This window comes from Klebsiella sp. JB_Kp042, assembly GCF_040065275.1.
Classification (GTDB): domain Bacteria; phylum Pseudomonadota; class Gammaproteobacteria; order Enterobacterales; family Enterobacteriaceae; genus Klebsiella; species Klebsiella quasipneumoniae.
The window spans coordinates 86,745-107,924 of record NZ_JBEAJL010000084.1; the positions used below are offsets into that span (position 1 = coordinate 86,745).

Below are 21,180 nucleotides of genomic sequence, written 5' to 3' on the forward strand. Positions count from 1 at the left end.
AATCGTTCACGAGGTGAAACATGAAACAGTCTCTACAGCAAAGCGCCATTGTCTGGCCGGAAGAGTATCTGCCGGGTACGACCGACAACTTTGCCTCCAATGAAATTATCGTCAGCGGCCTGACGGCGGCCGAGATTTGGGCACAGCTCGATGACACCACGCTGTGGCCGGGCTATTACAGCAACGTTGCCGATATCCATTTCCATGACGGCAGCGGCCCGAACCTCAGCGCCAACGCCCGCTTCAGCTTCAGCACCTTCGGCTTTCCGATTGAGGCGCAGATTACCGAATATGTTCCTCCCGTTGCCGGCCAGGCGGCGCGCGTAGCCTGGCACGGCTGGGCGGAAGGGGATGCAACAACGCGGCTTGATGTGATCCACGCGTGGTTGTTTGAAGATTTGCCCGGCGGGCGCGTGCGTATCCTCACCCAGGAGTCGCAAAAGGGCGTTCCGGCGCAGGAGCTGGCGCGTACCTTGCCCAATCCGATGATTAACGGCCACCAGGAGTGGATCTGCGGGCTGGTGAAATCGGCTCGCGGCGAGTAAATCCGAGTGCCGGATGGCGGCTGCGCCTTATCCGGCCTGTGCTTCAAACCTTTGTCTTCCTTGTGTTCCTTGTAGGCCGGATAAGCGTAAGCGCCATCCGGCAGAATAACTACAGTAGGATTTTCAGGCCGTGTTTTTGTACGACGCTAAGCAATTTTAATGACATTCCGCTTGGTCGCTTAGCGCCAGTCTCCCATTTTTGCACGGTAGACACGCTGGTATTCAGATAACGAGCGAACACGGGTTGGCTAACATTGAGTTGTTCACGTAGCGCTTTAATTTCAATGGGTTGAAGTGCGGCTACGCTACCGAGACATGATTCATCAAAATGGCGCATTGTTTCCTGTGGGATTGCGCCAACGCTGAATAGCCCCGACGCAGCGCTATGGATCGCTTCGAAAGCCGGGCTTTTGTATTTATTTTTTGCTGTCATCGCAAATCTCCACCAGTTCTTTACTTTTAACTAAGACCGTCGTTTTCTCTTCAGAGAGATTGGCATAGTGTTTTGCTAACTCACGAAAACCCATTAACTCGCGATGGTTGATATTGGCCATATCCTGTTTGGCATATAGAAAGGTATAAAACCAATACCCTGCGCTTTTGGTAAGGATGATTGCGCGATCGCGATTCTTGTTGAGTCGCTTTTTATAAACCCCTCCTCCTAAATCAACCACCTTGCCCTGAAGCACAGATTGAATTGCCTGATAGAGCTCGTCGTCGGAAATGCCATGAGAGCTAGCCTCTCTGGCGAACCATTTGGTTTTGAAGATACGCATTGCTGACATCCTGTCGTTAAAAGTATAGCACATAGTGCTATATTAAATTCTCCTGAGATTTGTTAAAGCGATAGCAAGCATCGTTTTTTTAAACATGCGAGCAGCTACGCATCCTCTTATGAAAAGCGAGAATAGTTGCGAAAACGTTAAATGCGTCACAAACAAAATGTTACACTGCGCAGCTTTCCGCCACTTTCTTCGCAGGTCACTCATGAGTTATTCAAATGAAGCCAAACCCCATGCACGCGAACTCGCGCGACCAAACTGGTCGGCGGTCTTCGCGGTTGCTTTCTGCGTCGCCTGCCTGATTACCGTCGAATTTCTACCGGTCAGTCTGCTGACGCCGATGGCGCTGGATTTAGGTATCTCCGAAGGGATGGCCGGGCAGTCGGTGACGACGACGGCATTCGTCGCGATGTTTTCCAGCCTGTTTATCACTTCCGTCATTGGCAAAACCGATCGCCGCTACGTGGTGATCCTCTTTTCGCTGCTGCTGACCCTTTCCTGCCTGTTGGTGTCCTTTGCCGATAGCTTCACCCTGCTGCTGCTGGGACGCGCCTGTCTGGGGCTGGCGCTCGGCGGTTTCTGGGCGATGTCAGCCTCGCTGACCATGCGGCTGGTGCCGATGCGCGTGGTGCCGAAAGCGTTGTCGATTATCTTCGGCGCGGTATCCATCGCGCTGGTGATCGCCGCCCCGTTGGGCAGTTTCCTTGGCGGGCTTATCGGCTGGCGCAACGTGTTTAACGGCGCGGCGGTGATGGGTGTACTGTGTACGCTCTGGGTGCTGAAAGCGCTGCCGTCGCTGCCTGGTGAATCGGCGGCTCAGCAGCAAAATATGTTTGGCCTGCTGAAGCGGCCGGGGGTGATGGCCGGCATGTGCGCCATTTTCATGGCCTTTGCCGGACAGTTCGCCTTTTTTACCTATATTCGCCCGCTCTACATGACCCTCGCCGGGTTTGATGTCGATGGCCTGACGCTGGTGCTGCTGAGCTTTGGTATCGCCAGCTTCATCGGCACGTCGCTCTCCTCGGTGCTGCTCAAACGCTCGGTGAAAGCGGCGCTGGCGATTGCGCCGCTGGTGTTGACCGCCTGCGCGGCGGCGCTGGTGCTGTGGGGAGAAAGCAAAATCGTCGCCTCGACGGTGGCAATTATCTGGGGCTTCGCGTTCGCCTTGATCCCGGTGGGGTGGTCAACGTGGATCACCCGTTCACTCTCCGATCAGGCGGAAAAAGCCGGGTCGATTCAGGTGGCGGTGATCCAGCTGGCCAACACCTGCGGCGCCGCGGTCGGCGGCATTGCGCTTGACCACTTAGGGCTGCTGTCGCCGCTGGTGTTGTCAGGGGTATTAATGCTGTTTACCGGCCTGTTGGTGGCGGCCAAAGTGAAGGTGAATTCACCCGCTTAAGGCCGTTCGCCTTTTGCCAGCCGGGCGTTGATGTCGGCGATCACTTCCGGCAGGTCCGCCAGGGTATCAACCACATAATGCGCCCCGGCGGCATACAGCTTGCCTGCCGCCCGCTCGCGACGGGTGGCGATTTCCTCTTTCGACATCGCCTGGTACGCCTCCCAGGTAGCGCCGAATTCGTTACCGGACACCGCCAGGCCGACGCTCCACATCCCGGCATGTAACCCTTCGCTGATGCCCGGCGCGGCGTCGTCGACCTTCACGCAGTGGGCCACATCGTCTATGCCCAGGGCAATTACGTTCTGCAGCGCCATCCAGGGGCCCGGACGCCCACCGGCGGCAAGGTCATCGGTGGCGACCCAATGGTCCGGGGCATAGCCCTGGGTGGCGGCGGCTGGAACCAGCTTTTCCATCACCGGGCGCGGATAGCCAGAGCAGGAGCCGATCTTCAGTCCGTCGGCGCGCAGCGCGGCGAGGGTGTCGACCACGCCGGCGATCGGAGCGGAAAAATCGACAACCTTAGCGATTTGCAGCGGCATAAACGCGGCGTAGATCGCATCAATATCAGCAGCCGTCATTGGCCGACCAAATTTCGCCTGCCAGCGGCTATCGACCGACGGCAGTTTGCCCAGCGCCTCAATGTGCTGCCATTTGCCAAGCCCCATCGGCACGCGGGCCTCTTCAAGGGTGAGCTCAATATCGAAGGCCTGGCGGAAGGCCTCGACGAAAATTTGCGTCGGCGCGAAGGAGCCGAAGTCCACGGTGGTGCCGGCCCAGTCGAGGATGAGTGCGGTGATACGGTTCATGGCGGTTCCTTATTGTTTCCAGTACATGGCGTTGTTGATGGCCGCCAGCAGGGCGGTGATGTCGGCGTCGTAGACTTCGCCGATGTTGCCGATGCGGAAGCAATCGCTTTGCGACACTTTGCCCGGATAGATAACGAAGCCCTGATCTTTCAGCTTCTGGTAGAAGGTGTGAAAGCGATACTGCGGCGCGTCCGGTGAATAAAAGGCGGTAATGATCGGCGAGTGCAGGCTGTCATCAAGCAGCGTCCGGAAGCCGAGCGCGCGCATTCCGGCGACCAGTCGGCGCTGATTGTGGCTGTAGCGCTGATGGCGGGCGCTGACGCCGCCCTCCTGGGCCAGTTCTTTCAGCGCCTGAGCGAAGGCCAGCACGGTATGGGTCGGTGAGGTGAAGCGCCACTTGCCGTGGTTATCCTCCATACAGCGCCACTGGGCGTAAAGATCCAGCGACAGCGAGCGCGAGCGGCCTTTGCAGGTGACCAGCTCCGATTCGCGGGCGATGACGAAAGCGAAGCCCGGCACGCCCTGAATGCATTTGTTGGCGGAGCTTATCAGATAGTCAATATTCAGCGCGGCGATATCCAGCGGAATGCCGCCGAAGCTGCTCATCGCATCGACGATATAGCGTTTGCCATACTCCTTCGCCAGCGCGGCTACCTCTTCGATCGGGTTGAGCATGCCGGTGGTGGTTTCGCTATGCACCATCGCGATATGGGTGATCATCGGGTCATCCTGCAGGATCCGCGCGATCGCCGCCGCGTCCGGACGGGCGACTTCGCCGCAATCGTAAGGATGAAAGGCGATGCCCATCAGCTGCGCCATCTCAATCATACGCGCGCCATAGGCGCCATTGCTGACGATCAGCACTTTGCCCTGTTCGCCGATGACGCTGCCGAGCACCGCTTCGACCGCGTAACTGCCGCTGCCCTGCAACAGCACCGCCGTATAACCGTCGGCCGGGGTGGCCAGCTGCACCAGCTGCTGGCGAATGGTCTGTACCACGCCGAGATTGTAATCATCATCCCAGGTGCAGCTATCGAACAACATCGCCTCTTTCACCGTGTGGGAGGTGGTTAGCGGGCCGGGGGTCAGCAGCAGGTAGTTCCGTGAAGTCATTTGTCTCACCATTTGGTCTATACCAGATTGATATTTATCATGGAGACAAAGCCGGGGCAGGGTCAAAGGAAATGTGGCGCTGCAACAAAAAATTCATCTGGCTATGTATAATGAGCGCACCAAACGTGGCAGCGAGTAAACATGAAATCACCCTCTGGCGAGATGCCGCAATACCTGATGATTAAGGCGCAGCTGCAGGCGCGTATTCAAAACGGCGCATTGAAAAGCGGCGATAAGCTGCCTTCCGAGCGCGAGCTGTGCGCGCTGTTCAACACGACCCGTATCACCGTGCGCGAGAGCCTGGCGCAGCTGGAGGCCAGCGGCGTGATCTACCGCGCCGACCGCCGCGGCTGGTTTGTGACGCCGGAGCGTCTGTGGCTGGATCCGACGCAGAACACCAACTTCCACAAGCTGTGTCTCGAACAGGGACGTGAGCCGAAAACGGTGCTGCTTGATGGCCGCTTAACCGCCGTGCCGCTGGATGTGATGGCGCCGCTGGCGCTGCAGCCCTTCGATCAGGTCTACCTGCTGACCCGCCTGCGCTATGCCGACGGGCGTCCGGTGTGCTATTGCGAAAACCACTGCCTGCCGGCCCGGGTGCCGGAGCTGCTGCGCCACGATCTCAATGGCAGTCTGACCGAGATTTATCAGAGTCACTACGACCTGATCTATACCAGTATGCATCTGTCGTTTTATCCCACCTCCATGCCGCCGCAGGCCGCAGAGGCGTTGGGGGTGATGGAGGGGCGCCCGGCGCTGCTGCTGCGCAGGCTGAATTACGATCAGCACGGGCGTATTCTTGATTACGATATCGAATACTGGCGGCATGACAGCCTGCGGATCGAAGTCGATACCCATTGATTTTATTGTATTAACCCTTCCCGTATCCCCGGTGGCGTCAGCGTTAACCGGGGGCGACGTATCCCCTTCGCTTTAACTCTTTCGACACACTTCTTTCATCGTTTTGTCATAAACCCTCGGTAGCGTGAACGCAAATCTGGTCTACACCAGAACAACTAACTGCGATGAGGCTAACACGATGAAACTCTCCCGACTTGCTCTGCTGTCCCTGTTCGCGCTGACCAGCTCCCCGGTTTGGGCGGACGGCGTCGTCACGGTTTACTCCGCCGACGGCCTGCATGACGGCGATAATAGCTGGTATCAGAGCCAGTTCGACGCCTTCACCAAAGCGACGGGTATCAAAGTGCAGTATGTGGAAGGCGGCTCTGGCGCGATCGTCGAGCGTCTGGCGAAGGAGCGCACCAATCCGCAGGCCGATGTGCTGGTCACGGTGCCGCCGTTTATCCAGCGCGCCGCGAAAGAGCAGCTGCTGGCCACCTTTACCCCACAGGGCAGCGCGCAGATCCCCGGCGCCAATGACCGCTATTCGCCGCTGGTGAACAACTATCTGACCTTCATCTATAACGGCCAGTTGCTGAAAACCGCGCCGGCCAGCTGGCAGGATCTGCTGGATAGCCGCTTTAAGAATAAGCTGCAGTACTCCACGCCGGGCCAGGCGGGGGACGGCACCGCGGTGATGCTGCAGGCCTTCCACAGCCTTGGCGGCAAAGATGCCGGCTTCGAGTATCTGGGCAAGCTGCAGGCCAATAACGTCGGCCCATCGGCCTCCACCGGCAAGCTGACGGCGTTGGTCAACAAAGGCGAGCTGTACGTCGCCAACGGCGATCTGCAGATGAACCTGTCGCAGATGGCGCGTAACCCGAACGTCAAAATCTTCTGGCCGGCGGACGACAAAGGCGAGCGCAGCGCGCTGGCGCTGCCCTACACCATCGGGCTGGTGCAGAACGGACCGAACAGCGAAAACGGCAAGAAGCTGATTAATTTCCTGCTGGATAAACCGGCGCAATCCAGCGTCAGCGCGCGCTCCTGGGGCTTACCGGTGCGCAACGACGTGGCGCCGGATGACGCTAACTTTAAGGCAGCGCAGGCGGCGCTCGACGGCGTGAAGCGCTGGGAACCCAACTGGGACGACGTCGCGGTTTCTCTCTCGGCGGATATCGCCCGCTGGCATAAAGTGACCGATAGCGAGTAAGCCTGATGTTAATGAAAACCACCGTCATCTCTTCCCCGTCGCTGGCGGGGACCTCCGGGATCACCCTGGACTCGCTGCGCGTTTCCTACCACGGCAACGTGGTCTTAAAACCGCTGTCATTGACCATTGAGCCCGGTGAAGTGCTGGCGCTGATTGGCCCTTCCGGTTCCGGGAAAACCACCGTGCTGCGGGCGATTGCCGGTTTTGTGCAACCGGCTGGCGGGCGGATCCTGATCGGCGACACGGACGTCACCCACCTGCCGCCTTACCAGCGCGGGCTGGCGATGGTGGTGCAGAACTACGCGCTGTTTCCTCATATGAAGGTGGAAGACAACGTCGCCTTCGGCCTGCGGGCGCAAAAGCAGCCCAGGGGGCTTATCGCCGGGCGGGTGACCGAAGCCTTAAAAATCGTCGGTATGGCGGACTACGCCACCCGCTATCCGCATCAGCTTTCCGGCGGCCAGCAGCAGCGCGTGGCGATAGCCCGCGCGATTGCCGTGCGTCCTCGGGTGTTACTGCTTGATGAACCACTGTCGGCGCTGGACGCGCAAATTCGCCATAACATGGTGGAAGAGATTGCCCGTCTGCACCGCGAACTGCCGGAGCTGACCATCCTCTACGTTACCCACGATCAGACCGAAGCGCTGACCCTGGCGGACAAAATCGGCATTATGAAAGACGGGTCGCTGATCGCCCACGGTGAAACGCACGAGCTGTACCACTATCCGCCGAACCGCTTTAGCGCCGAATTCCTCGGCCGCGCCAATATCCTGCAGGCGACGGCGCTGAAAGACAGCCCCGAGCCGGGGCTGGTTAGCGTAAGCTGCGGCGGCGGCCTGATTAACGCCTTCAGCCGGGGCGGCCTGCATGGCAACAATAAGCTGTTATGCATTCGCCCGCAGCACATGAGCCTGGCGCCGCGATCGGCAACCAGTAATCGCCTCAACGCCACCCTGATGTCGGTGCACTGGCAGGGCGATCTGACGCATCTGCTGTGCGACGTCGCGGGCGAAGCGGTGCGGATCGTCATGACTCAGGTCAACCCACTGCCGCGCGCGGGGGACAAGCTGGCGCTCTACTTCGAACCTGGCGATGCGGTTCTGATCGAGGTGCAATGATGGCGCAAACCCTCACGCTTGCGCGTCCGGCGCGAAACCTGCGCCCTTACCTGTGGCTGGCGTTGCCGCTGCTGGTGCTGGCGACGCTGTTTTTCTATCCGCTGCTGCTGATCGCCGAACAGGCGTTACGCGACGCCAGCGGCAACCTGAGCCTCGAGACCTTCTGGCAGGTGATCGACTCTAAGCGCTTTATTGGCGCGCTGCTCAATACCTTACAGATTGCGGTGTTCGCCACCCTTGGCTGCCTGGTGCTCGGCAGCGTCCTGGCGCTGATTCTGGTGTTTATTCCGTTCCCCGGCAGCCAACTGGTGGGCCGGGTCATTGATACTTTTATTGCGCTGCCGACCTTTCTTATCACTCTCGCGTTCACCTTTATTTACGGCTCGGCGGGGCTGCTCAACGGCACCCTGATGGCGCTGTTTGCTTTTGAACTGCCGCCGGTAGACTTCCTCTATTCGATTAACGGCGTGATTCTGGCGGAGATTACCGTGTTTACGCCGCTGGTGATGCGCCCGCTGATGGCGGGACTGCGGCAGATAGATAAGAGCCAGCTGGAAGCGGCGAGTATTCTCGGCGCTCATCCGTTACGGGTGATTACCCAGGTTATCTTCCCGGCGGCGCTGCCGGCGCTGATGGCGGGGGGCAGCCTGTGCCTGTTATTGACCACTAACGAGTTCGGTATCGTGCTGTTTATTGGCGCCAAAGGGGTCAATACCCTGCCGATGATGGTCTACAGCAAGGCGATTCTGGAGTCGGATTACAGCGTGGCCTGCATGATTGCGCTGATCAATATTTTGCTGTCGCTGGGGCTGTTTATGCTCTATCGGCTGGCGGCGGTGCGCACTGGCGTAAGGAGTTAACGATGTTGATTTGGTCGCGTAAAGGCCGCGCGGCGGCGGGCGCGCTGGCGGTGACGCTTTTTGCCGGCGTTTTCCTGCTGCCGCTGGCGGTGATTTTACTCTCCAGCCTGAGTAAACAATGGAACGGCCTGCTGCCCACCGGCTTTACCTTTGCCCACTTTGTTAACGCGTTTCGCGGGGCGGCGTGGGATTCGCTGTTTTCCAGCCTGGTGGTGGGCTTCTGCGCCAGCCTGCTGGCGCTGCTGTGCGGGATGTGGGCGGCGCTGGCGCTGCGCCAGACTGGCGCGAAGCTGCAGAAACATCTTGGGCTGATGTTTTATCTGCCCAGCGCCATCCCCTCGGTTTCAGTGGGACTGGGCATTCTGGTGGCCTTCAGCCAGGGGCCGCTGCAGATGAACGGCACCTTCTTTATCGTCCTGGCGGCGCATTTCGTGCTGATCTCGGCCTTTACCTTCAGCAACGTCACAACCGGCCTGGCGCGGATTTCCGCTGATATTGAAAACGTCGCCTCCAGCCTGGGCGCTTCACCGTGGTACCGCCTGCGCCATGTGACGCTGCCGCTGATGACGCCATGGATGATCTCGGCGCTGGCGCTGAGTTTATCGCTGTCGATGGGGGAGTTGGGGGCGACGGTGATGATCTATCCGCCGGGCTGGACGACGCTGCCGGTGACCATTTTCAGCCTGACCGATCGCGGCAGTATCGCCGATGGCTCGGCGCTGACCATCGTGCTGGTGGGCGTCACGCTGCTGTTGATGATGAAGCTGGAGCGTATCGCCCGCCGATTAAGCCAGAGATAAAGAATTGATGACGCCACCAGGGCACGGGGCTGACTGCCCGGCGGCGCTGCGCTTGCGCGGGCCTGGGGGGGATCCCGCAGGCCTCCTCAGTCGTAGCCCGGCTAAGCGTAGCGCCAGCCGGGAACGCTCCTTCGGCAATGCTATCGCATCAGAACCACGCCTCAAACATCCCGCCGACGTTCAGCGAATCCAGCTGCTGGTCCTGGGTGCCGTTCACCTTCGCGGTATGCTCATTGTCCACCTGGCCGCCGGTCACGTAGAAGCGCAGCATCGGGCGGAACTCCGGCCCCATGCCGATGGCGATGTTCTGCGACAGCGTCAGCTTCCAGCCATGGTTATCCCCGCCCTGGTCGTAGTCCACGCGCTGGTAGCCCGCTTCCAGCCAGGTGGAGTGCACGTCGTTCCAGAAATACATCGGCCGCACGATGGCGCCGTAGTTCTTGCGGTTGTCGGTGTTGTCCCTGCCGTTGTCGTAGTCGTGGAAGGCCAGCAGATATTCCACCTGCGCCTGCTGAGTGAACTTATGGCTGCCCTCGAAGCTGGCGTAGACCGTGGTCAGGTCGTCGGTTTTGTTGTAGACGCTGTTATCCGAGTTGTCGGAGTAGCGCAGGATCACCTTGTTCACCCCGCTGTCGTTGGTGTGGCTCAGCACCAGGCCGCCCTGCCAGGCTTCGAGGCGCGCGTCGCTGTCCACCGCCTTCGAGTCAAAGCCGTAGTTGGCGTACACCTCGACGTCGATCGGCCCGGCCTTGATGTTGTGGGTTTTGGTGGTCAGCGCGTAGTGGCCGTTGTCGCCGGTATCGGAGCTGCCGGTACAGGTGATGCGCGACGGGTTGGTCTCGTCGGCCATCACTTCGGGGCTACAGGATTTCACCTGCGACACCGCCGCCACGTCGAACTGTACGCCGCCGATATCAAAGTTCTTCACCCCGGCGCCCTGGCCGTCGTGGTTCATCCAGAAGTAGTCGTTGATCCCCTGTTGCGGACGCTGGTGGAAGTCGCGGCCGGCCCAGATATAGGCGTTGGGGTTGGATTCCAGCACGTTGGTGACGCCGACGTAGGCCTTCTTCAGGTTAACCTCGTCGCTCCAGTGGTCGAACATCACGTTAAGATCCCAGATAGCCCCCTGCGCGCTTTTGAAGGCCTTGCTGATCTGGAATTCGCCGCCGTTGCTTTCGTTGCCCAGGCGGCCGATCGCCGAGGCGCCGTTATAGGAGCCGTCGACGCCGACATATTTCTGGTCGCCGGTCTGGAAGTGGGCGCCATAGCGGGCGTAGCCGCTGAACTTGAGGCCGAACGGAATGGCCATATCCGGCGAGGCGGCGGTGGTCTGCGGGTTGGTGATCACGTCGACCTTTTTGTCGGCCGCGGCGTCGATTTTCGCCTGGCGTTCGGCCAGCGCTTTATCAACGGCTTTGGCGACGATGGCGTCGATCTGTTCCTGAGTAAATTCTTGCGCCATTACGGAAATTGGGCACAGCGCGGCGACAACCGCCATGGCTAAAGGCAGTTTTTTCACAGTATTCATGGTTATCTCGCTTTAATAATTAATATATTTCAGATAATAACCATCCCATTCTGGCTAAAATATATAGCCAAAATAAGCTGATTTGTTTTTTAGGGTACAGCGACGCCGGAGAATAATATTCTCGCAGGCGTTATTCCATATTAATTAACGCTGGTACAGATGGATTAATTCTTCTGAGAACTCGCGGGCCAGCAGCGAATTCATCAGATGATCCTGGGCATGTACCATAATCAGCGTCATAGGCTGACGCGCTTCACCGGCATCCTGCTCGATGAGCTGGGTCTGCATCTGATGCGCCCGACGGGCGTAACCGTCGGCTTCATTTAACAGTAAACGCGCTTCGTCGATATTTCCGGTTCGGGCCGCATGTAGCGCTTCAAAACATAATGAGCGTGACTGTCCCGCATTAACGATAATTTCCATTACCGCATCTTCTAATTCAATCATGTGTATTCCTGAGGTCTTTATTATTTAATAATGCAGTGAAAGTCCTTTTTCTGCATTATTACGCTGCCATCATATTATCTCTCCGGGGCGGAGAGGAATTAGCTAACGGTTTCTGCCACCGGAACGCTATTTTTGGTTTTCTCAACTTCGGTTTTCATTAAGGAACGTTCATAGGCGCGCAGGAACGGCAGGTAAATCACCGCCGACATCACCATGCAGATAAGGCACATCACTACCGGGCTCAGCGTCCAGTTGGCCGCCCACGAGGCGCCAATTGGTGCCGGCGTGGTCCACGGAGTGAGGGACACCACCTGGCTCAGCCAGCCAAGACGCGTCGCTCCGTAAGCCAGCACCGCGTTGACCATCGGTACGCAGACGAAGGGGATAAACATCATCGGGTTCATGATGATCGGCGCCCCGAACAGGATCGGCTCGTTGATATTAAAGAAGCTCGGCACGATACCCATCTTGCCGATGGTGCGCAGATGCGTGGCCCGACTACGCAGCAGCAGGAAGGCCAGCGGTAGGGTCGAACCGACGCCGCCAATCAGCAGATAGTGATCCCAGAAGCCCTGCAGATAGACGTGCGGCAACACCGTGCCGGCCGCCAGCGCCGCCTGGTTTGCCGAGAGGTTAGCCATCCAGAACGGGTTCATAATACCGGTGACAATCAGCGAGCCGTGGATCCCAGCGAACCAGAAAATCTGGCACATCAGGACGGAGAGCAAAATCGCCGGCAGCGAGTCGGATGCGGAAACCAGCGGCTCCAGCAGATGCATGATCGCCTGCGGCAGGATCATCCCGGTCTGCGCTTCGATAAACAGGTTCAGCGGATGCAAAGTACCAATCACCACCAGCACCGGGATAAGGATTTCAAACGAACGAGCGACGCCGGTCGGTACCTCTTTCGGCAGTCGAATGGTGATGTTGTTTTGCTTCAGCCACGCGTAGACGCGGGTGGAGTAGATGGCGGTGATGAGGGCGGTAAAAATGCCCTGTCCGGACAGATACTGAGTGGAAATTTTTCCATCGGCATAGGGCGCGGCGACCAGCAGGAAGGCCATAAACGCCAGCAGACCGGACATCACCGGATCCAGCTGAAACTGACGACCGAGGCTGGCGCCAATGCCGACCGAGATAAAGAAGGTCATTACGCCCATGCTGAGGTTAAACGGCAGCATCAGCTGTTCGCGGTAGTGCTGGGAGAAATCGAGCCAGCCGCGGGCAAAGCCGTTGGTGGTCTCGGGTGAAAACGGCGGAAAGATAAATACCAGCATGAAAGAGCCGATGATCATAAACGGCAATGCGGCAGTGAAGCCATCGCGGATAGCGATAACATATTTCTGCTGCCCAAGGCGTCCTGCCAGCGGAGTAATAGATTGCTCGATCACGGCAATCATGGACTGATACAGATAACTCATTTCAACACCTCTCAGTGCGCCGCTGGGATCAGCGACAGAGCATAATTCAGGACGTTGTCTCCCCGCTGCATACCGTAGTCCATCGTATCGATGGGCTGAACGGGAATGTTCAGGGAAGCCGCTTTGTCAGACAGGGTTTTCAACATGTATTTCACCTGGGGGCCTAGCAACACCACCTGATACTGCGGAAACTGGATGTCAAATTCGGAAACGCCATAGGCATCAATCTGCACCGGCAGATCACGTTCATTCGCCGCCTCCACCATCTTTCTGACCAGCAGACTGGTGGACATTCCGGCTGAGCAACACAGCATAATCTTGTACATCGACGACCATCCTCAAAATGTAAAAAGTTATTGCGTGGATGATTTGATATCAGACGGAAACCGGTTTCCATTTATAAAAAGCAGAACTGTGATAGTGGTCAAGATCTCCTGCTTATGGGGCGGATTTATTGGATTTGGCTCACATTATTCTGTCGATTTGGCGATGTTTTGCGCTGAAATGGAAAATCGGTTTCCAAACAAATGGCGAAATGGATATACTGCGCTGGTCATAATTGAAGCGATTCAGGTTTACAGGATTTTGGCGGGACGCGGCGCCCGCGCAGGGGAAAATGATGTCGACAATCAATGATGTTTCACGACTTGCCGGGGTTTCCAAAGCCACGGTGTCGCGAGTGTTGAGCGGCTCACGTGGCGTGAAGGAAGCCAGTCGTCAGGCGGTGCTGCAGGCGGCGGAAGCGCTCAATTACCGGCCAAACATGATAGCCCAGTCGTTGCTTAGCCAGTCCACCGGCTGCATCGGCGTCATCTGCGCCCAGGACAATATCAATCAAACCACCAGCTATCTCTACGCCCTGGAAAAACAGCTCAGCCAGCACCAGAAGCACCTGCTGCTACGCTTCGCCAACACCAGCAGCGGCGTGATGAACTCGCTGGAGGAGTTAACCTGCGGGCTGTGCGATAACGTGCTGATCATCGGCGCGCGTTTTCCTCTGAATATTAACCGCCCGGACGTGGTGTTGGTGGACTGCCTCGACAGCGAGGGCGAAAACAGCATTCAGTTCGATCACGCCTTCGCCGCCGAAACCGCCTGCCACTATCTGATAAGCCAGGGCAGAAGGCAGATTGCGCTGATCCATCCGCAGAGCAGCGGCTTTGCCGATCAGGTGCTGCTGGGCTACAAGCATGCGCTGGAAAAAAACTTTTTGCCGTTTAATCGCAATCTGGTGTTTCTGGATAACACCTCGCCGTCGGTGGCGGTGCAGGAGCTGGTCAATAACGCCACGACACTGAACTTTAACGCGCTGCTGGTGAGCGATGAGCTGCAGGCGCAGCGCGTGGTCCCGCAGCTGCAGGCGTTTAACCGCGCCGTTCCGCAAAATGTGATGGTGTTTAGCCTCGCCGGATCGTTACAGCTGCCCGGAATCCCGACTATCCCGGCGATTGAATATTCCATGGACGCGATGGCGTCGCGGATCGTCAACTGGCTGACCGAGAAAACGGACAACCCGGGCGGCAGCCCGCTGCGCGGTGATTTAATTATTCCAAAGCACTGATCGTCGCTCTTGCCCTGACCCGCCGCCGTTGGCTGCGGGTTTTTTAATGGCTGTTTTTTGTCGTATCCCTCACATTATAAATAAAACTCATATCTGTCGCCGGGTTTTCGAACCGGACAGCCTGCGTGACCTGCCTTAAGTTGAGTACGAAAGTTCCACTCAAAAAAACACTAACCAGAACATTCGTACCGCCTGCTTGAGGAAGTCACCCTATGAATCACATGAACGTTGTCGATGTGAAAGCGTGGATAGATGCCCGCCCGGTCTCGCGCTTTCAATGGAACGTGCTGCTGCTCTGTTTCATCATCATTATGCTGGATGGGTATGACGCTGCGGTGATGGGCTTTGTCGCCCCGGCGCTCATCGAGGACTGGGGCATCAGCCGGGCTGAAATGGGGCCGATTCTCGGGGCGGCTATGTTCGGCGTCGCCATTGGCGCGCTGGTGGCGGGCCCGCTTTCTGACCGCTACGGCCGAAAACGCATTTTACTCTGGTCGGTGGCGCTATTTGCGTTGTTCAGCCTGGCCGGCGCCGTGGCGCAAAGCCCGTCGCAGCTGGCGCTGCTGCGCTTTCTCACCGGCCTCGGACTTGGCGCCGTGATGCCCAATTGCGTCACGCTGGTGGCGGAATATATGCCGGAGCGGCGTAAAGGGGTGATGATCACCCTGATGTACAGCGGATTCAACGTGGGTTCCGGCCTCGGCGGCTTTATCGCTGCCGGGTTGTTATCGCATTACAGCTGGCACTCGGCGCTGATTTTTGGCGGCGTGCTGCCGCTCGTGGTGCTTCCCTTTATGATCGTGATGTTGCCGGAGTCGGCGATGAGCATGGTGGCGCGCCGACTACCGGGCGAGCAGATCGCCAGGGCGCTTAACCGGCTTGGAGGCCAGTTTACGGCTGACACCGTCTTCCAGCTGAATGCGCCGCCCATCACGCGGAGCAGTAAAGTGGCGCAGCTGTTTCGGCATGGCTATGCCCGCGGCACGATAGCGCTGTGGCTGACCTATTTTATGGGGCTGTTCGTGATATATCTGCTGAACGGCTGGCTGCCAACCATTCTCCGCTCCGGTGGGCTGTCGCTGCAGCAGGCGGCGATGATGACCGGCTTGTTCCAGCTCGGCGGCCCGCTGGGCGGGATCCTTGTCGGTATGCTGATGGATCGTGCTTCGGCGAAAGCGGTGATTGCGGCAACCTATTTCCTCGGCTGCCTGTGCCTGTTGTCCCAGGGGTTGATGGATTTCGGATCGGCTGCGCTGTCGGTGCTGATTTTTATCAGCGGGATGTGCATTAACGGCGCGCAGAACGGTCTGCAGGCCTATTCGCCAGCCTATTATCAAACCGAGATCCGTGCTACCGGCGTCAGCTGGATGCATGGTATCGGCCGTACCGGGGCTATTCTCAGCTCCACGCTGGGCGGGATGCTGATGCTGGCCGTGCCGGGACACTCGTCGATCTTTTTGGTGCTTGCGCTGCCGGCCTGCCTGGCGGGGACCTGTATTTTGTTGCACCGTATGAATCACGCTAAGCCTCGACTCACAGAGGCAGAACTGGACGCTTTGTCATCCCCCCTGGAACACCGATAAGTGGAGTTATCTGATGGCTAACATTCTCGGCGGTATCGCCGTCTCTCATACCCCGACTATCGGCTTCGCGGTCGATCATCATAAACAGCAGGACCCGGCATGGTCGCCGATCTTCCAGAGCTTCGAACCGCTGCAGCGCTGGCTGGAGGAGAAAAAACCGGATGCGCTGGTGTACATCTTTAATGACCATGTGACCGCCTTTTTCTTCGATCACTATTCGACATTTACGCTGGGAATCGATAGTCAATATGACGTTGCCGATGAAGGCGGCGGACCACGCTGTCTGCCGCCGGTCCAGGGCAATGCGGCGCTCTCAAGGCACATTGGCGCCAGCCTGATGGCCGATGAGTTTGATATGTCGTTCTTTATGGATAAAAAGCTCGACCACGGCCTTTTCTCGCCGCTTTCGGCGCTGTTGCCCTGGGATGAAGCGCAGGGGTGGCCGACGGCGGTGATCCCGTTACAGATCGGCGTGCTGCAATTTCCGGTACCGAGCGCGCGCCGTTGTTACCGACTCGGCCAGGCGCTGCGCCGGGCAATTGAAAGCTTCCCGGAAGATATCAATGTGGCGATTGTCGCGACCGGCGGGCTCTCGCATCAGGTTCATGGCGAGCGCTGCGGATTTAATAATCCCGACTGGGATGCCCAGTTTGTTGACATGCTGGTTAATGACCCGGAAAAGCTTACCGAAATGACCCTTGGCGAATATGCCGAGCTGGGGGGAATGGAAGGGTCTGAGGTGATCATGTGGCTGGTGATGCGCGGCGCGCTATCAGCCAATGTCACCGAAACCTGGCGCGACTATTACCTGCCGTCGATGACCGGTATCGCTACGCTGATCCTTGAGAACAATGCGCGCCTGCCCCCCGTCGATACCCTGACGCGCCATCGCCAGCATATGGCGCAGCAGCTGGCCGGGGTGGAGAAACTGCCGGGAACCTATCCTTTTACCCACGAGCGCAGCCTGAATGGCTTGCGGCTTAACCGTTTCCTGCATCGGCTGATTGAGCCTGCCTGGCGCGAACGTTTTCTGCAGTCGCCTCAGTCGCTTTATGCCGAAGCCGGACTGAGTGAGGAGGAACAGCAGTTGCTCAACGCACGCGACTGGCGGGGATTGATTCAGTATGGCGCCAGTTTCTTCCTGCTGGAGAAAATGGGCGCGGTGGTCGGCGTATCCAACCTGCATATTTACGCCGCGATGCGCGGGCAGACGCTGGAGGCGTTTCAGCAAACGCGCAACCAACAGGTAACCTATTCGGTGGCGGGTAAACGTTAAACAGTCCCGTCCTGAACCTGCTGATAAATAAAACGCAACAGCGCCTGCGTCGCCGGGGAGGGCAGGCTGCCGGCGCGAAACGTCAGCCCGATACGCCGGGTGGTATCGGGCAGGGGGACCGGCAACACGCTGAGCAACCCATTGTCAGTTTCAAAACGCATCTGGCTGGCGGAAACCGCCGCCAGCATGTCGGAGTCCTGCAGCAATCCTCGCACCATCGCCGCATCCCCGGTCTCCACCGTCGGCTGGGGCAGCGGCAGCCCCAGGGTGACAAACGCCTTATCCAGCAAATGGCGCGCCGGCGCGTTGGCGCGCGGCAGCACCCATTGTGCCGTCGCCAGCTGGCTGCGCGGATCCGGATGGCGCAGCAGCGGGTGGTTATTACGCAGTAAAATCAGCATATCCTCTTCGAATAACGCCTCGCTACAGAGGTCCGGGAGATCTTCATCCTGACGCAGGGCGCCGATAATAAAATCGATATTACCTGCGCGCATATCGGCGACCAGCGACTCATACGGGCTTTCATTGGTCATGAGGGTAATGCCCGGGTGCTGGGCCAGAAAGGCGGCGATGGCGGAGGGCAGTAGCCGGGTGCGACTCAGCGGCAGGGCGCCAATGCGCACGGTGCCCTCCAGCACCCCGCGACGGGCGGCGAGATCGCTCCAGATGTTTTCCAGCTCGTTGAGCGCTCTGCTCACCGGGGGATAGAGCAGTTCTGCGGCAGGCGTGGGACGCACCCCTTCTGGCGTTCGGCGAAACAGCGCCGAATCCGCCCCTTTCTCCAGGACCTTCAGCGCGGCGCTGACCGCCGGCTGGGTGATCCCCAACTGTTGCGCGACGGTTTGGGTATGGTTGACGTGATAGAGCTGAATAAAAATGGCTAACCGGCGGGTATTGAACAGCCAACCGGCGTCCGCCAGCGGGCCGCTGGTGCGGGTATGGTGCTTCTGCAACAGCGCCGGGATGGCCTGCAGGTCGTCAATCGCCCGCCGGGCGCGCGGCAGGATGCACTTGCCATACTCGGTGGGCACCATGCCGCTGTAATGGCGTTCGAACAGCGTGACGTTCAACGCGGCTTCAAGGTCGCGGATAGCCCGGGTTATCGCTGACTGCGTGCGGAATAAGTCATCGGCAGCACGCGAGACGCTTCCGCGCAGCGCGACCTGACAAAAAAAGCGCAGCTGCATGATATTTATGATTTTATCGTGCTTTCTCTTCAGCATTATTCGTCAGGCCTGAAATAGTGAGTGAGTCGACAACATAAATAAAAATCATAGCCTTCGCAAGTTAACGAATTACCTTCCAACGGCGGGACATGACAAGCTGAAAAAAACAACAGAGGAAGCCATCATGTCTCATCCGGTTAGCGAAAAAAGTGCCCTTGTCGTCAGCGCCCACTCGGCCGATTTCGTCTGGCGCGCGGGCGGTGCGATAGCCCTGCATGCCCTGCAGGGCTATCAGGTCCATGTGGTCTGTTTGTCCTTTGGCGAGCGCGGCGAGTCCGCCAAACTGTGGCGTAAAGGCAACATGACCGAGGAGGCGGTGAAGCAAGTCCGTCGCGAAGAGGCGCAGGCCGCCGCCGAGATCCTGGGCGCCAGCGTCGAATTCTTTGATATCGGCGACTATCCGTTGCGCGCCGATAAAGAGACGCTGTTTCGTCTGGCGGATGTGTATCGCCGTATCCAGCCCCACTTTGTTCTGACGCACTCGCTGCAGGATCCCTATAACTACGATCACCCGCTGGCCTCCCACCTGGCTCAGGAGGCTCGGATTATCGCTCAGGCAGAAGGCTATCGCCCCGGCGAGAAAATTGTCGCTGCTCCCCCGGTTTACTGTTTCGAACCGCACCAGCCGGAGCAGTGCAACTGGAAGCCTGATGTGCTGCTGGACATCACCACTGTCTGGGAGAAAAAGTATCAGGCCATTCAGTGTATGCAGGGCCAGGAGCATTTGTGGGAGTACTACACCCGCGTGGCGCTGCAGCGCGGAGTGCAGGCCAAACGCAACATCGGCATCACGGCCGCGCGCGATATCGTTCACGGCGAAGCCTTCCAGAGCATCTTCCCCCGCGTAACGGAGAACCTGGCATGAAGCTGTTAAATAAAAAAGGCCTTGTGATCCGCCATCTGCCGCGCCATGACGAGGCGGTTTTGCGCCGCTGTGAGGCGGCCGGGGTGGCGACGCTCCATGAAGCCTGGGCACGCCAGGGGCTGATGGGACCGGCAATCCGTCCGATTCAGCAGGGCGTCAGCCGGGCGGGCAACGCGGTCACGGTACTGGTGACGCCAGGCGACAACTGGATGTTTCATGTCGCGGTCGAGCAGTGCCGCGCCGGCGATATTCTGGTGGTGGCCCCGACGTCGCCGTGCGGCGATGGCTTCTTCGGCGATCTGCTGGCGACGTCTCTCCAATCGCGCGGTGTGGTCGGTCTGGTGGGCGATATCGGCATTCGCGATTCGCAAACGTTGCGGGAGATGGGATTCGCCGTCTGGTCCCGTCAGGTTTATGCCCAGGGAACGGTGAAAGAGAGCCTCGGCTCGGTTAACGTCCCGGTGATTTGCGCAGGCCAGCTTGTGCAGCCGGGCGATGTCGTGGTGGCCGACGACGATGGCGTCGTGGTGCTGCCTCACGCCCAGGTGCGTGATGTGCTCGATAAAGCGGAAGCACGCATGAGCAATGAGCTTGCGAAGCGTGAGCGGATGCGCCATGGCGAGCTGGGGCTGGATATTTACGCGATGCGCCAGCGTCTGGCGGAAAAGGGGCTGCGGTATTACGACAGCGCAGATGAGGTGGAGGAGTAAGATGGCGCAACGCGGAATTCCCTGTCTATGGATGCGCGGCGGCACCTCGAAGGCGGCCTGTTTTCTGGCTGACGATCTGCCTGCCGATCCGGTGCAACGTGATGCGGTGCTGCTGGCGGTGATGGGCTCGCCTGATCCCCGGCAAATTGACGGGATCGGCGGCGCCGATCCGCTGACCAGTAAAGTGGCGATTATCCGCCGCTCCGCACGGCCTGACGCCGATGTGGACTATCTGTTTGCCCAGGTGAACGTGACGGGGGCCTCTGTGGACTACGGCCAAAACTGCGGCAATATTCTTGCCGCCGTTGGCCCTTTCGCCATCGAGCGTGGGCTGATTCGCCACGATGCGCCGCTCACTCGGGTGCGTATTTATATGGAGAACACGGGGCAACTGGCGGTGGCAGAGATCCCCTGCGATGCCGACGGGGTCGACTACGTCGGCGAGAGTCGTATCGATGGCGTACCGGGCAGCGCCAGCCCGATCCTGCTCCATTTTCTTGATGTGGCAGGCTCCAGCTGCGGGGCACTGCTGCCGACCGGCCGGGTCCGTGATCGTTTTGACGGCGTCGAGGTGACCTGCATCGATAACGGAATGCCGGTGATCCTGCTGCGCGCGTGCGACCTCGGTTGCACCGGCTATGAGACACGCGAACAGCTGGATAATGACGACGCGCTTAAACGTCGCCTGGAGTCGATTCGCCTGCAGGCCGGGCCGCTGATGCAGCTTGGCGACGTCAGCCAGCGCACGGTGCCCAAGATGACCCTGATCGCCGAGCCGCGACACGGCGGCGCCATCAGCAGCCGCACCTTTATCCCGCACCGCTGCCACGCGTCGATCGGCGTATTTGGCGCGGTGAGCGTGGCCAGCGCCTGTCTGCTTCCTGGATCCGTCGCGCAGGGCATGGCGCAGGTCGCGCCAGGCGCTACGCCGCTGCTCAGCGTTGAGCATCCGACAGGCGAATTTAGCGTGACGCTTCAGCTTGACGCAGACGGCGCCCTGACAGGCTGCGGCCTGTTACGCACGGCGCGACTGCTGTTTGCTGGCGAAGTTTTTATTCCGGCCCGCGTCTGGCCGCGTGAGGAGTAA

General features: G+C 58.9%; 23 protein-coding genes. 14 read left to right on the forward strand and 9 right to left on the reverse strand.

Annotation, left to right across the window (positions count from 1 at the left end):
* The first annotated feature begins 20 nt into the window (after positions 1–20).
* The gene (locus ABLV54_RS15030; protein WP_050533511.1) at positions 21–545 is read left to right on the forward strand and encodes a polyketide cyclase; all 525 of its coding nucleotides are present in this window, start codon (positions 21–23) and stop codon (positions 543–545) included.
* 109 nt (positions 546–654) lie between these two features.
* On the opposite strand, the gene ABLV54_RS15035 is transcribed toward ABLV54_RS15030, so the two are convergent.
* Both ABLV54_RS15035 and ABLV54_RS15040 read right to left on the reverse strand, forming a co-directional pair.
* Positions 655–978 (reverse strand): DNA-binding transcriptional regulator, encoded by a 324-nt coding sequence (locus ABLV54_RS15035; protein ID WP_004173862.1) that lies wholly within the window; start codon positions 976–978, stop codon positions 655–657.
* Positions 962–1,321, reverse strand: a complete 360-nt coding sequence (locus tag ABLV54_RS15040) for a type II toxin-antitoxin system RelE/ParE family toxin (RefSeq protein ID WP_032456762.1) — start codon at positions 1,319–1,321, stop codon at positions 962–964. The genes ABLV54_RS15035 and ABLV54_RS15040 overlap by 17 nt, the downstream gene beginning before the upstream one ends.
* 211 nt (positions 1,322–1,532) lie before the next feature.
* Here ABLV54_RS15040 and nepI point away from each other — a divergent pair, with 211 nt between their 5' ends.
* Positions 1,533–2,726, forward strand: coding sequence for a purine ribonucleoside efflux pump NepI (gene nepI, locus ABLV54_RS15045; protein WP_050533510.1), 1,194 nt, complete (start codon positions 1,533–1,535; stop codon positions 2,724–2,726).
* Here the strand turns inward: nepI and phnX are convergent.
* Both phnX and phnW read right to left on the reverse strand, forming a co-directional pair.
* Entirely contained in the window at positions 2,723–3,532 is an 810-nt protein-coding gene (phnX, locus tag ABLV54_RS15050) for a phosphonoacetaldehyde hydrolase (protein ID WP_050533509.1), read from the reverse strand. The genes nepI and phnX overlap by 4 nt on opposite strands.
* Before the next feature lie 9 nt (positions 3,533–3,541).
* On the reverse strand, positions 3,542–4,645 hold the full coding sequence (phnW, locus tag ABLV54_RS15055) for a 2-aminoethylphosphonate--pyruvate transaminase (RefSeq protein ID WP_050533508.1): 1,104 nt from the start codon (positions 4,643–4,645) through the stop codon (positions 3,542–3,544).
* A gap of 141 nt (positions 4,646–4,786) precedes the next feature.
* On the opposite strand from phnW, the gene phnR reads away from it, so the two are divergent.
* The 5 genes from phnR (at position 4,787) to phnV (ending at position 9,476) form a co-directional block, all read left to right on the forward strand.
* Positions 4,787–5,506, forward strand: coding sequence for a phosphonate utilization transcriptional regulator PhnR (phnR, locus tag ABLV54_RS15060; protein ID WP_004202235.1), 720 nt, complete (start codon positions 4,787–4,789; stop codon positions 5,504–5,506).
* A gap of 178 nt (positions 5,507–5,684) precedes the next feature.
* The gene (gene phnS / locus ABLV54_RS15065) at positions 5,685–6,698 is read left to right on the forward strand and encodes a 2-aminoethylphosphonate ABC transporter substrate-binding protein (protein ID WP_004202233.1); all 1,014 of its coding nucleotides are present in this window, start codon (positions 5,685–5,687) and stop codon (positions 6,696–6,698) included.
* Between the two features lie 5 nt (positions 6,699–6,703).
* A complete protein-coding gene (phnT, locus tag ABLV54_RS15070) occupies positions 6,704–7,816 on the forward strand; it encodes a 2-aminoethylphosphonate ABC transport system ATP-binding subunit PhnT (RefSeq protein ID WP_032456759.1) in 1,113 nt (370 codons plus the stop codon).
* Complete coding sequence (gene phnU / locus ABLV54_RS15075; RefSeq protein WP_004202231.1) at positions 7,816–8,676, forward strand: 2-aminoethylphosphonate ABC transporter permease subunit; 861 nt, start codon at positions 7,816–7,818, stop codon at positions 8,674–8,676. Before phnT ends, phnU begins: the two co-directional genes overlap by 1 nt.
* 2 nt (positions 8,677–8,678) lie before the next feature.
* A complete protein-coding gene (phnV, locus tag ABLV54_RS15080; protein WP_050533507.1) occupies positions 8,679–9,476 on the forward strand; it encodes a 2-aminoethylphosphonate ABC transport system, membrane component PhnV in 798 nt (265 codons plus the stop codon).
* Between the two features lie 148 nt (positions 9,477–9,624).
* Here the strand turns inward: phnV and ABLV54_RS15085 are convergent, their stop codons facing one another.
* The 4 genes from ABLV54_RS15085 to ABLV54_RS15100 form a co-directional block, all read right to left on the reverse strand.
* Entirely contained in the window at positions 9,625–11,004 is a 1,380-nt protein-coding gene (locus tag ABLV54_RS15085; protein WP_048326094.1) for a carbohydrate porin, read from the reverse strand.
* Between the two features lie 144 nt (positions 11,005–11,148).
* A complete protein-coding gene (locus ABLV54_RS15090; RefSeq protein ID WP_004205145.1) occupies positions 11,149–11,451 on the reverse strand; it encodes a PTS lactose/cellobiose transporter subunit IIA in 303 nt (100 codons plus the stop codon).
* A gap of 98 nt (positions 11,452–11,549) precedes the next feature.
* Positions 11,550–12,872: a PTS sugar transporter subunit IIC gene (locus ABLV54_RS15095; RefSeq protein ID WP_050533506.1), complete on the reverse strand. Its 1,323-nt coding sequence runs from the start codon at positions 12,870–12,872 to the stop codon at positions 11,550–11,552.
* A gap of 11 nt (positions 12,873–12,883) precedes the next feature.
* Positions 12,884–13,198 carry a PTS sugar transporter subunit IIB gene (locus ABLV54_RS15100; RefSeq protein WP_023291423.1) on the reverse strand — a complete coding sequence of 105 codons (315 nt, stop codon included), beginning with the start codon at positions 13,196–13,198 and terminating at the stop codon, positions 12,884–12,886.
* On the opposite strand from ABLV54_RS15100, the gene ABLV54_RS15105 reads away from it, so the two are divergent.
* The 4 genes from ABLV54_RS15105 (at position 13,191) to ABLV54_RS15120 (ending at position 17,292) form a co-directional block, all read left to right on the forward strand.
* Positions 13,191–13,508 (forward strand): hypothetical protein, encoded by a 318-nt coding sequence (locus ABLV54_RS15105; RefSeq protein WP_123811952.1) that lies wholly within the window; start codon positions 13,191–13,193, stop codon positions 13,506–13,508. The genes ABLV54_RS15100 and ABLV54_RS15105 overlap by 8 nt on opposite strands.
* Positions 13,492–14,433, forward strand: a complete 942-nt coding sequence (locus tag ABLV54_RS15110; RefSeq protein ID WP_004205142.1) for a LacI family DNA-binding transcriptional regulator — start codon at positions 13,492–13,494, stop codon at positions 14,431–14,433. The genes ABLV54_RS15105 and ABLV54_RS15110 overlap by 17 nt, the downstream gene beginning before the upstream one ends.
* Before the next feature lie 212 nt (positions 14,434–14,645).
* Entirely contained in the window at positions 14,646–16,016 is a 1,371-nt protein-coding gene (locus ABLV54_RS15115) for an aromatic acid/H+ symport family MFS transporter (protein WP_004205140.1), read from the forward strand.
* Between the two features lie 13 nt (positions 16,017–16,029).
* A complete protein-coding gene (locus ABLV54_RS15120) occupies positions 16,030–17,292 on the forward strand; it encodes a gallate dioxygenase (protein ID WP_004205139.1) in 1,263 nt (420 codons plus the stop codon).
* On the opposite strand, the gene ABLV54_RS15125 is transcribed toward ABLV54_RS15120, so the two are convergent.
* A complete protein-coding gene (locus ABLV54_RS15125; protein ID WP_017900183.1) occupies positions 17,289–18,515 on the reverse strand; it encodes a LysR family transcriptional regulator in 1,227 nt (408 codons plus the stop codon). The genes ABLV54_RS15120 and ABLV54_RS15125 overlap by 4 nt on opposite strands.
* Positions 18,516–18,642: 127 nt before the next feature.
* Here ABLV54_RS15125 and galB point away from each other — a divergent pair, with 127 nt between their 5' ends.
* Genes galB through ABLV54_RS15140 form a run of 3 tightly spaced genes read left to right on the forward strand, consistent with a single transcriptional unit; the run spans position 18,643 to position 21,180 of the window.
* Entirely contained in the window at positions 18,643–19,383 is a 741-nt protein-coding gene (gene galB / locus ABLV54_RS15130; protein ID WP_004205133.1) for a 4-oxalmesaconate hydratase, read from the forward strand.
* On the forward strand, positions 19,380–20,093 hold the full coding sequence (locus tag ABLV54_RS15135) for a 4-carboxy-4-hydroxy-2-oxoadipate aldolase/oxaloacetate decarboxylase (protein WP_017900182.1): 714 nt from the start codon (positions 19,380–19,382) through the stop codon (positions 20,091–20,093). Before galB ends, ABLV54_RS15135 begins: the two co-directional genes overlap by 4 nt.
* A 1-nt stretch (position 20,094) precedes the next feature.
* A complete protein-coding gene (locus tag ABLV54_RS15140; RefSeq protein ID WP_004205131.1) occupies positions 20,095–21,180 on the forward strand; it encodes a 4-oxalomesaconate tautomerase in 1,086 nt (361 codons plus the stop codon).

Coding starts and splice junctions, on each gene's coding strand:
- ABLV54_RS15030 (WP_050533511.1), top strand. CDS start 21: ATGAAACAGTCTCTACAGCAAAGCGCCATTGTCTGGCCGGAAGAGTAT.
- ABLV54_RS15035 (WP_004173862.1), bottom strand. CDS start 978: ATGACAGCAAAAAATAAATACAAAAGCCCGGCTTTCGAAGCGATCCAT.
- ABLV54_RS15040 (WP_032456762.1), bottom strand. CDS start 1,321: ATGCGTATCTTCAAAACCAAATGGTTCGCCAGAGAGGCTAGCTCTCAT.
- nepI (WP_050533510.1), top strand. CDS start 1,533: ATGAGTTATTCAAATGAAGCCAAACCCCATGCACGCGAACTCGCGCGA.
- phnX (WP_050533509.1), bottom strand. CDS start 3,532: ATGAACCGTATCACCGCACTCATCCTCGACTGGGCCGGCACCACCGTG.
- phnW (WP_050533508.1), bottom strand. CDS start 4,645: ATGACTTCACGGAACTACCTGCTGCTGACCCCCGGCCCGCTAACCACC.
- phnR (WP_004202235.1), top strand. CDS start 4,787: ATGAAATCACCCTCTGGCGAGATGCCGCAATACCTGATGATTAAGGCG.
- phnS (WP_004202233.1), top strand. CDS start 5,685: ATGAAACTCTCCCGACTTGCTCTGCTGTCCCTGTTCGCGCTGACCAGC.
- phnT (WP_032456759.1), top strand. CDS start 6,704: ATGTTAATGAAAACCACCGTCATCTCTTCCCCGTCGCTGGCGGGGACC.
- phnU (WP_004202231.1), top strand. CDS start 7,816: ATGGCGCAAACCCTCACGCTTGCGCGTCCGGCGCGAAACCTGCGCCCT.
- phnV (WP_050533507.1), top strand. CDS start 8,679: ATGTTGATTTGGTCGCGTAAAGGCCGCGCGGCGGCGGGCGCGCTGGCG.
- ABLV54_RS15085 (WP_048326094.1), bottom strand. CDS start 11,004: ATGAATACTGTGAAAAAACTGCCTTTAGCCATGGCGGTTGTCGCCGCG.
- ABLV54_RS15090 (WP_004205145.1), bottom strand. CDS start 11,451: ATGATTGAATTAGAAGATGCGGTAATGGAAATTATCGTTAATGCGGGA.
- ABLV54_RS15095 (WP_050533506.1), bottom strand. CDS start 12,872: ATGAGTTATCTGTATCAGTCCATGATTGCCGTGATCGAGCAATCTATT.
- ABLV54_RS15100 (WP_023291423.1), bottom strand. CDS start 13,198: ATGTACAAGATTATGCTGTGTTGCTCAGCCGGAATGTCCACCAGTCTG.
- ABLV54_RS15110 (WP_004205142.1), top strand. CDS start 13,492: ATGTCGACAATCAATGATGTTTCACGACTTGCCGGGGTTTCCAAAGCC.
- ABLV54_RS15115 (WP_004205140.1), top strand. CDS start 14,646: ATGAATCACATGAACGTTGTCGATGTGAAAGCGTGGATAGATGCCCGC.
- ABLV54_RS15120 (WP_004205139.1), top strand. CDS start 16,030: ATGGCTAACATTCTCGGCGGTATCGCCGTCTCTCATACCCCGACTATC.
- ABLV54_RS15125 (WP_017900183.1), bottom strand. CDS start 18,515: ATGCTGAAGAGAAAGCACGATAAAATCATAAATATCATGCAGCTGCGC.
- galB (WP_004205133.1), top strand. CDS start 18,643: ATGTCTCATCCGGTTAGCGAAAAAAGTGCCCTTGTCGTCAGCGCCCAC.
- ABLV54_RS15135 (WP_017900182.1), top strand. CDS start 19,380: ATGAAGCTGTTAAATAAAAAAGGCCTTGTGATCCGCCATCTGCCGCGC.
- ABLV54_RS15140 (WP_004205131.1), top strand. CDS start 20,095: ATGGCGCAACGCGGAATTCCCTGTCTATGGATGCGCGGCGGCACCTCG.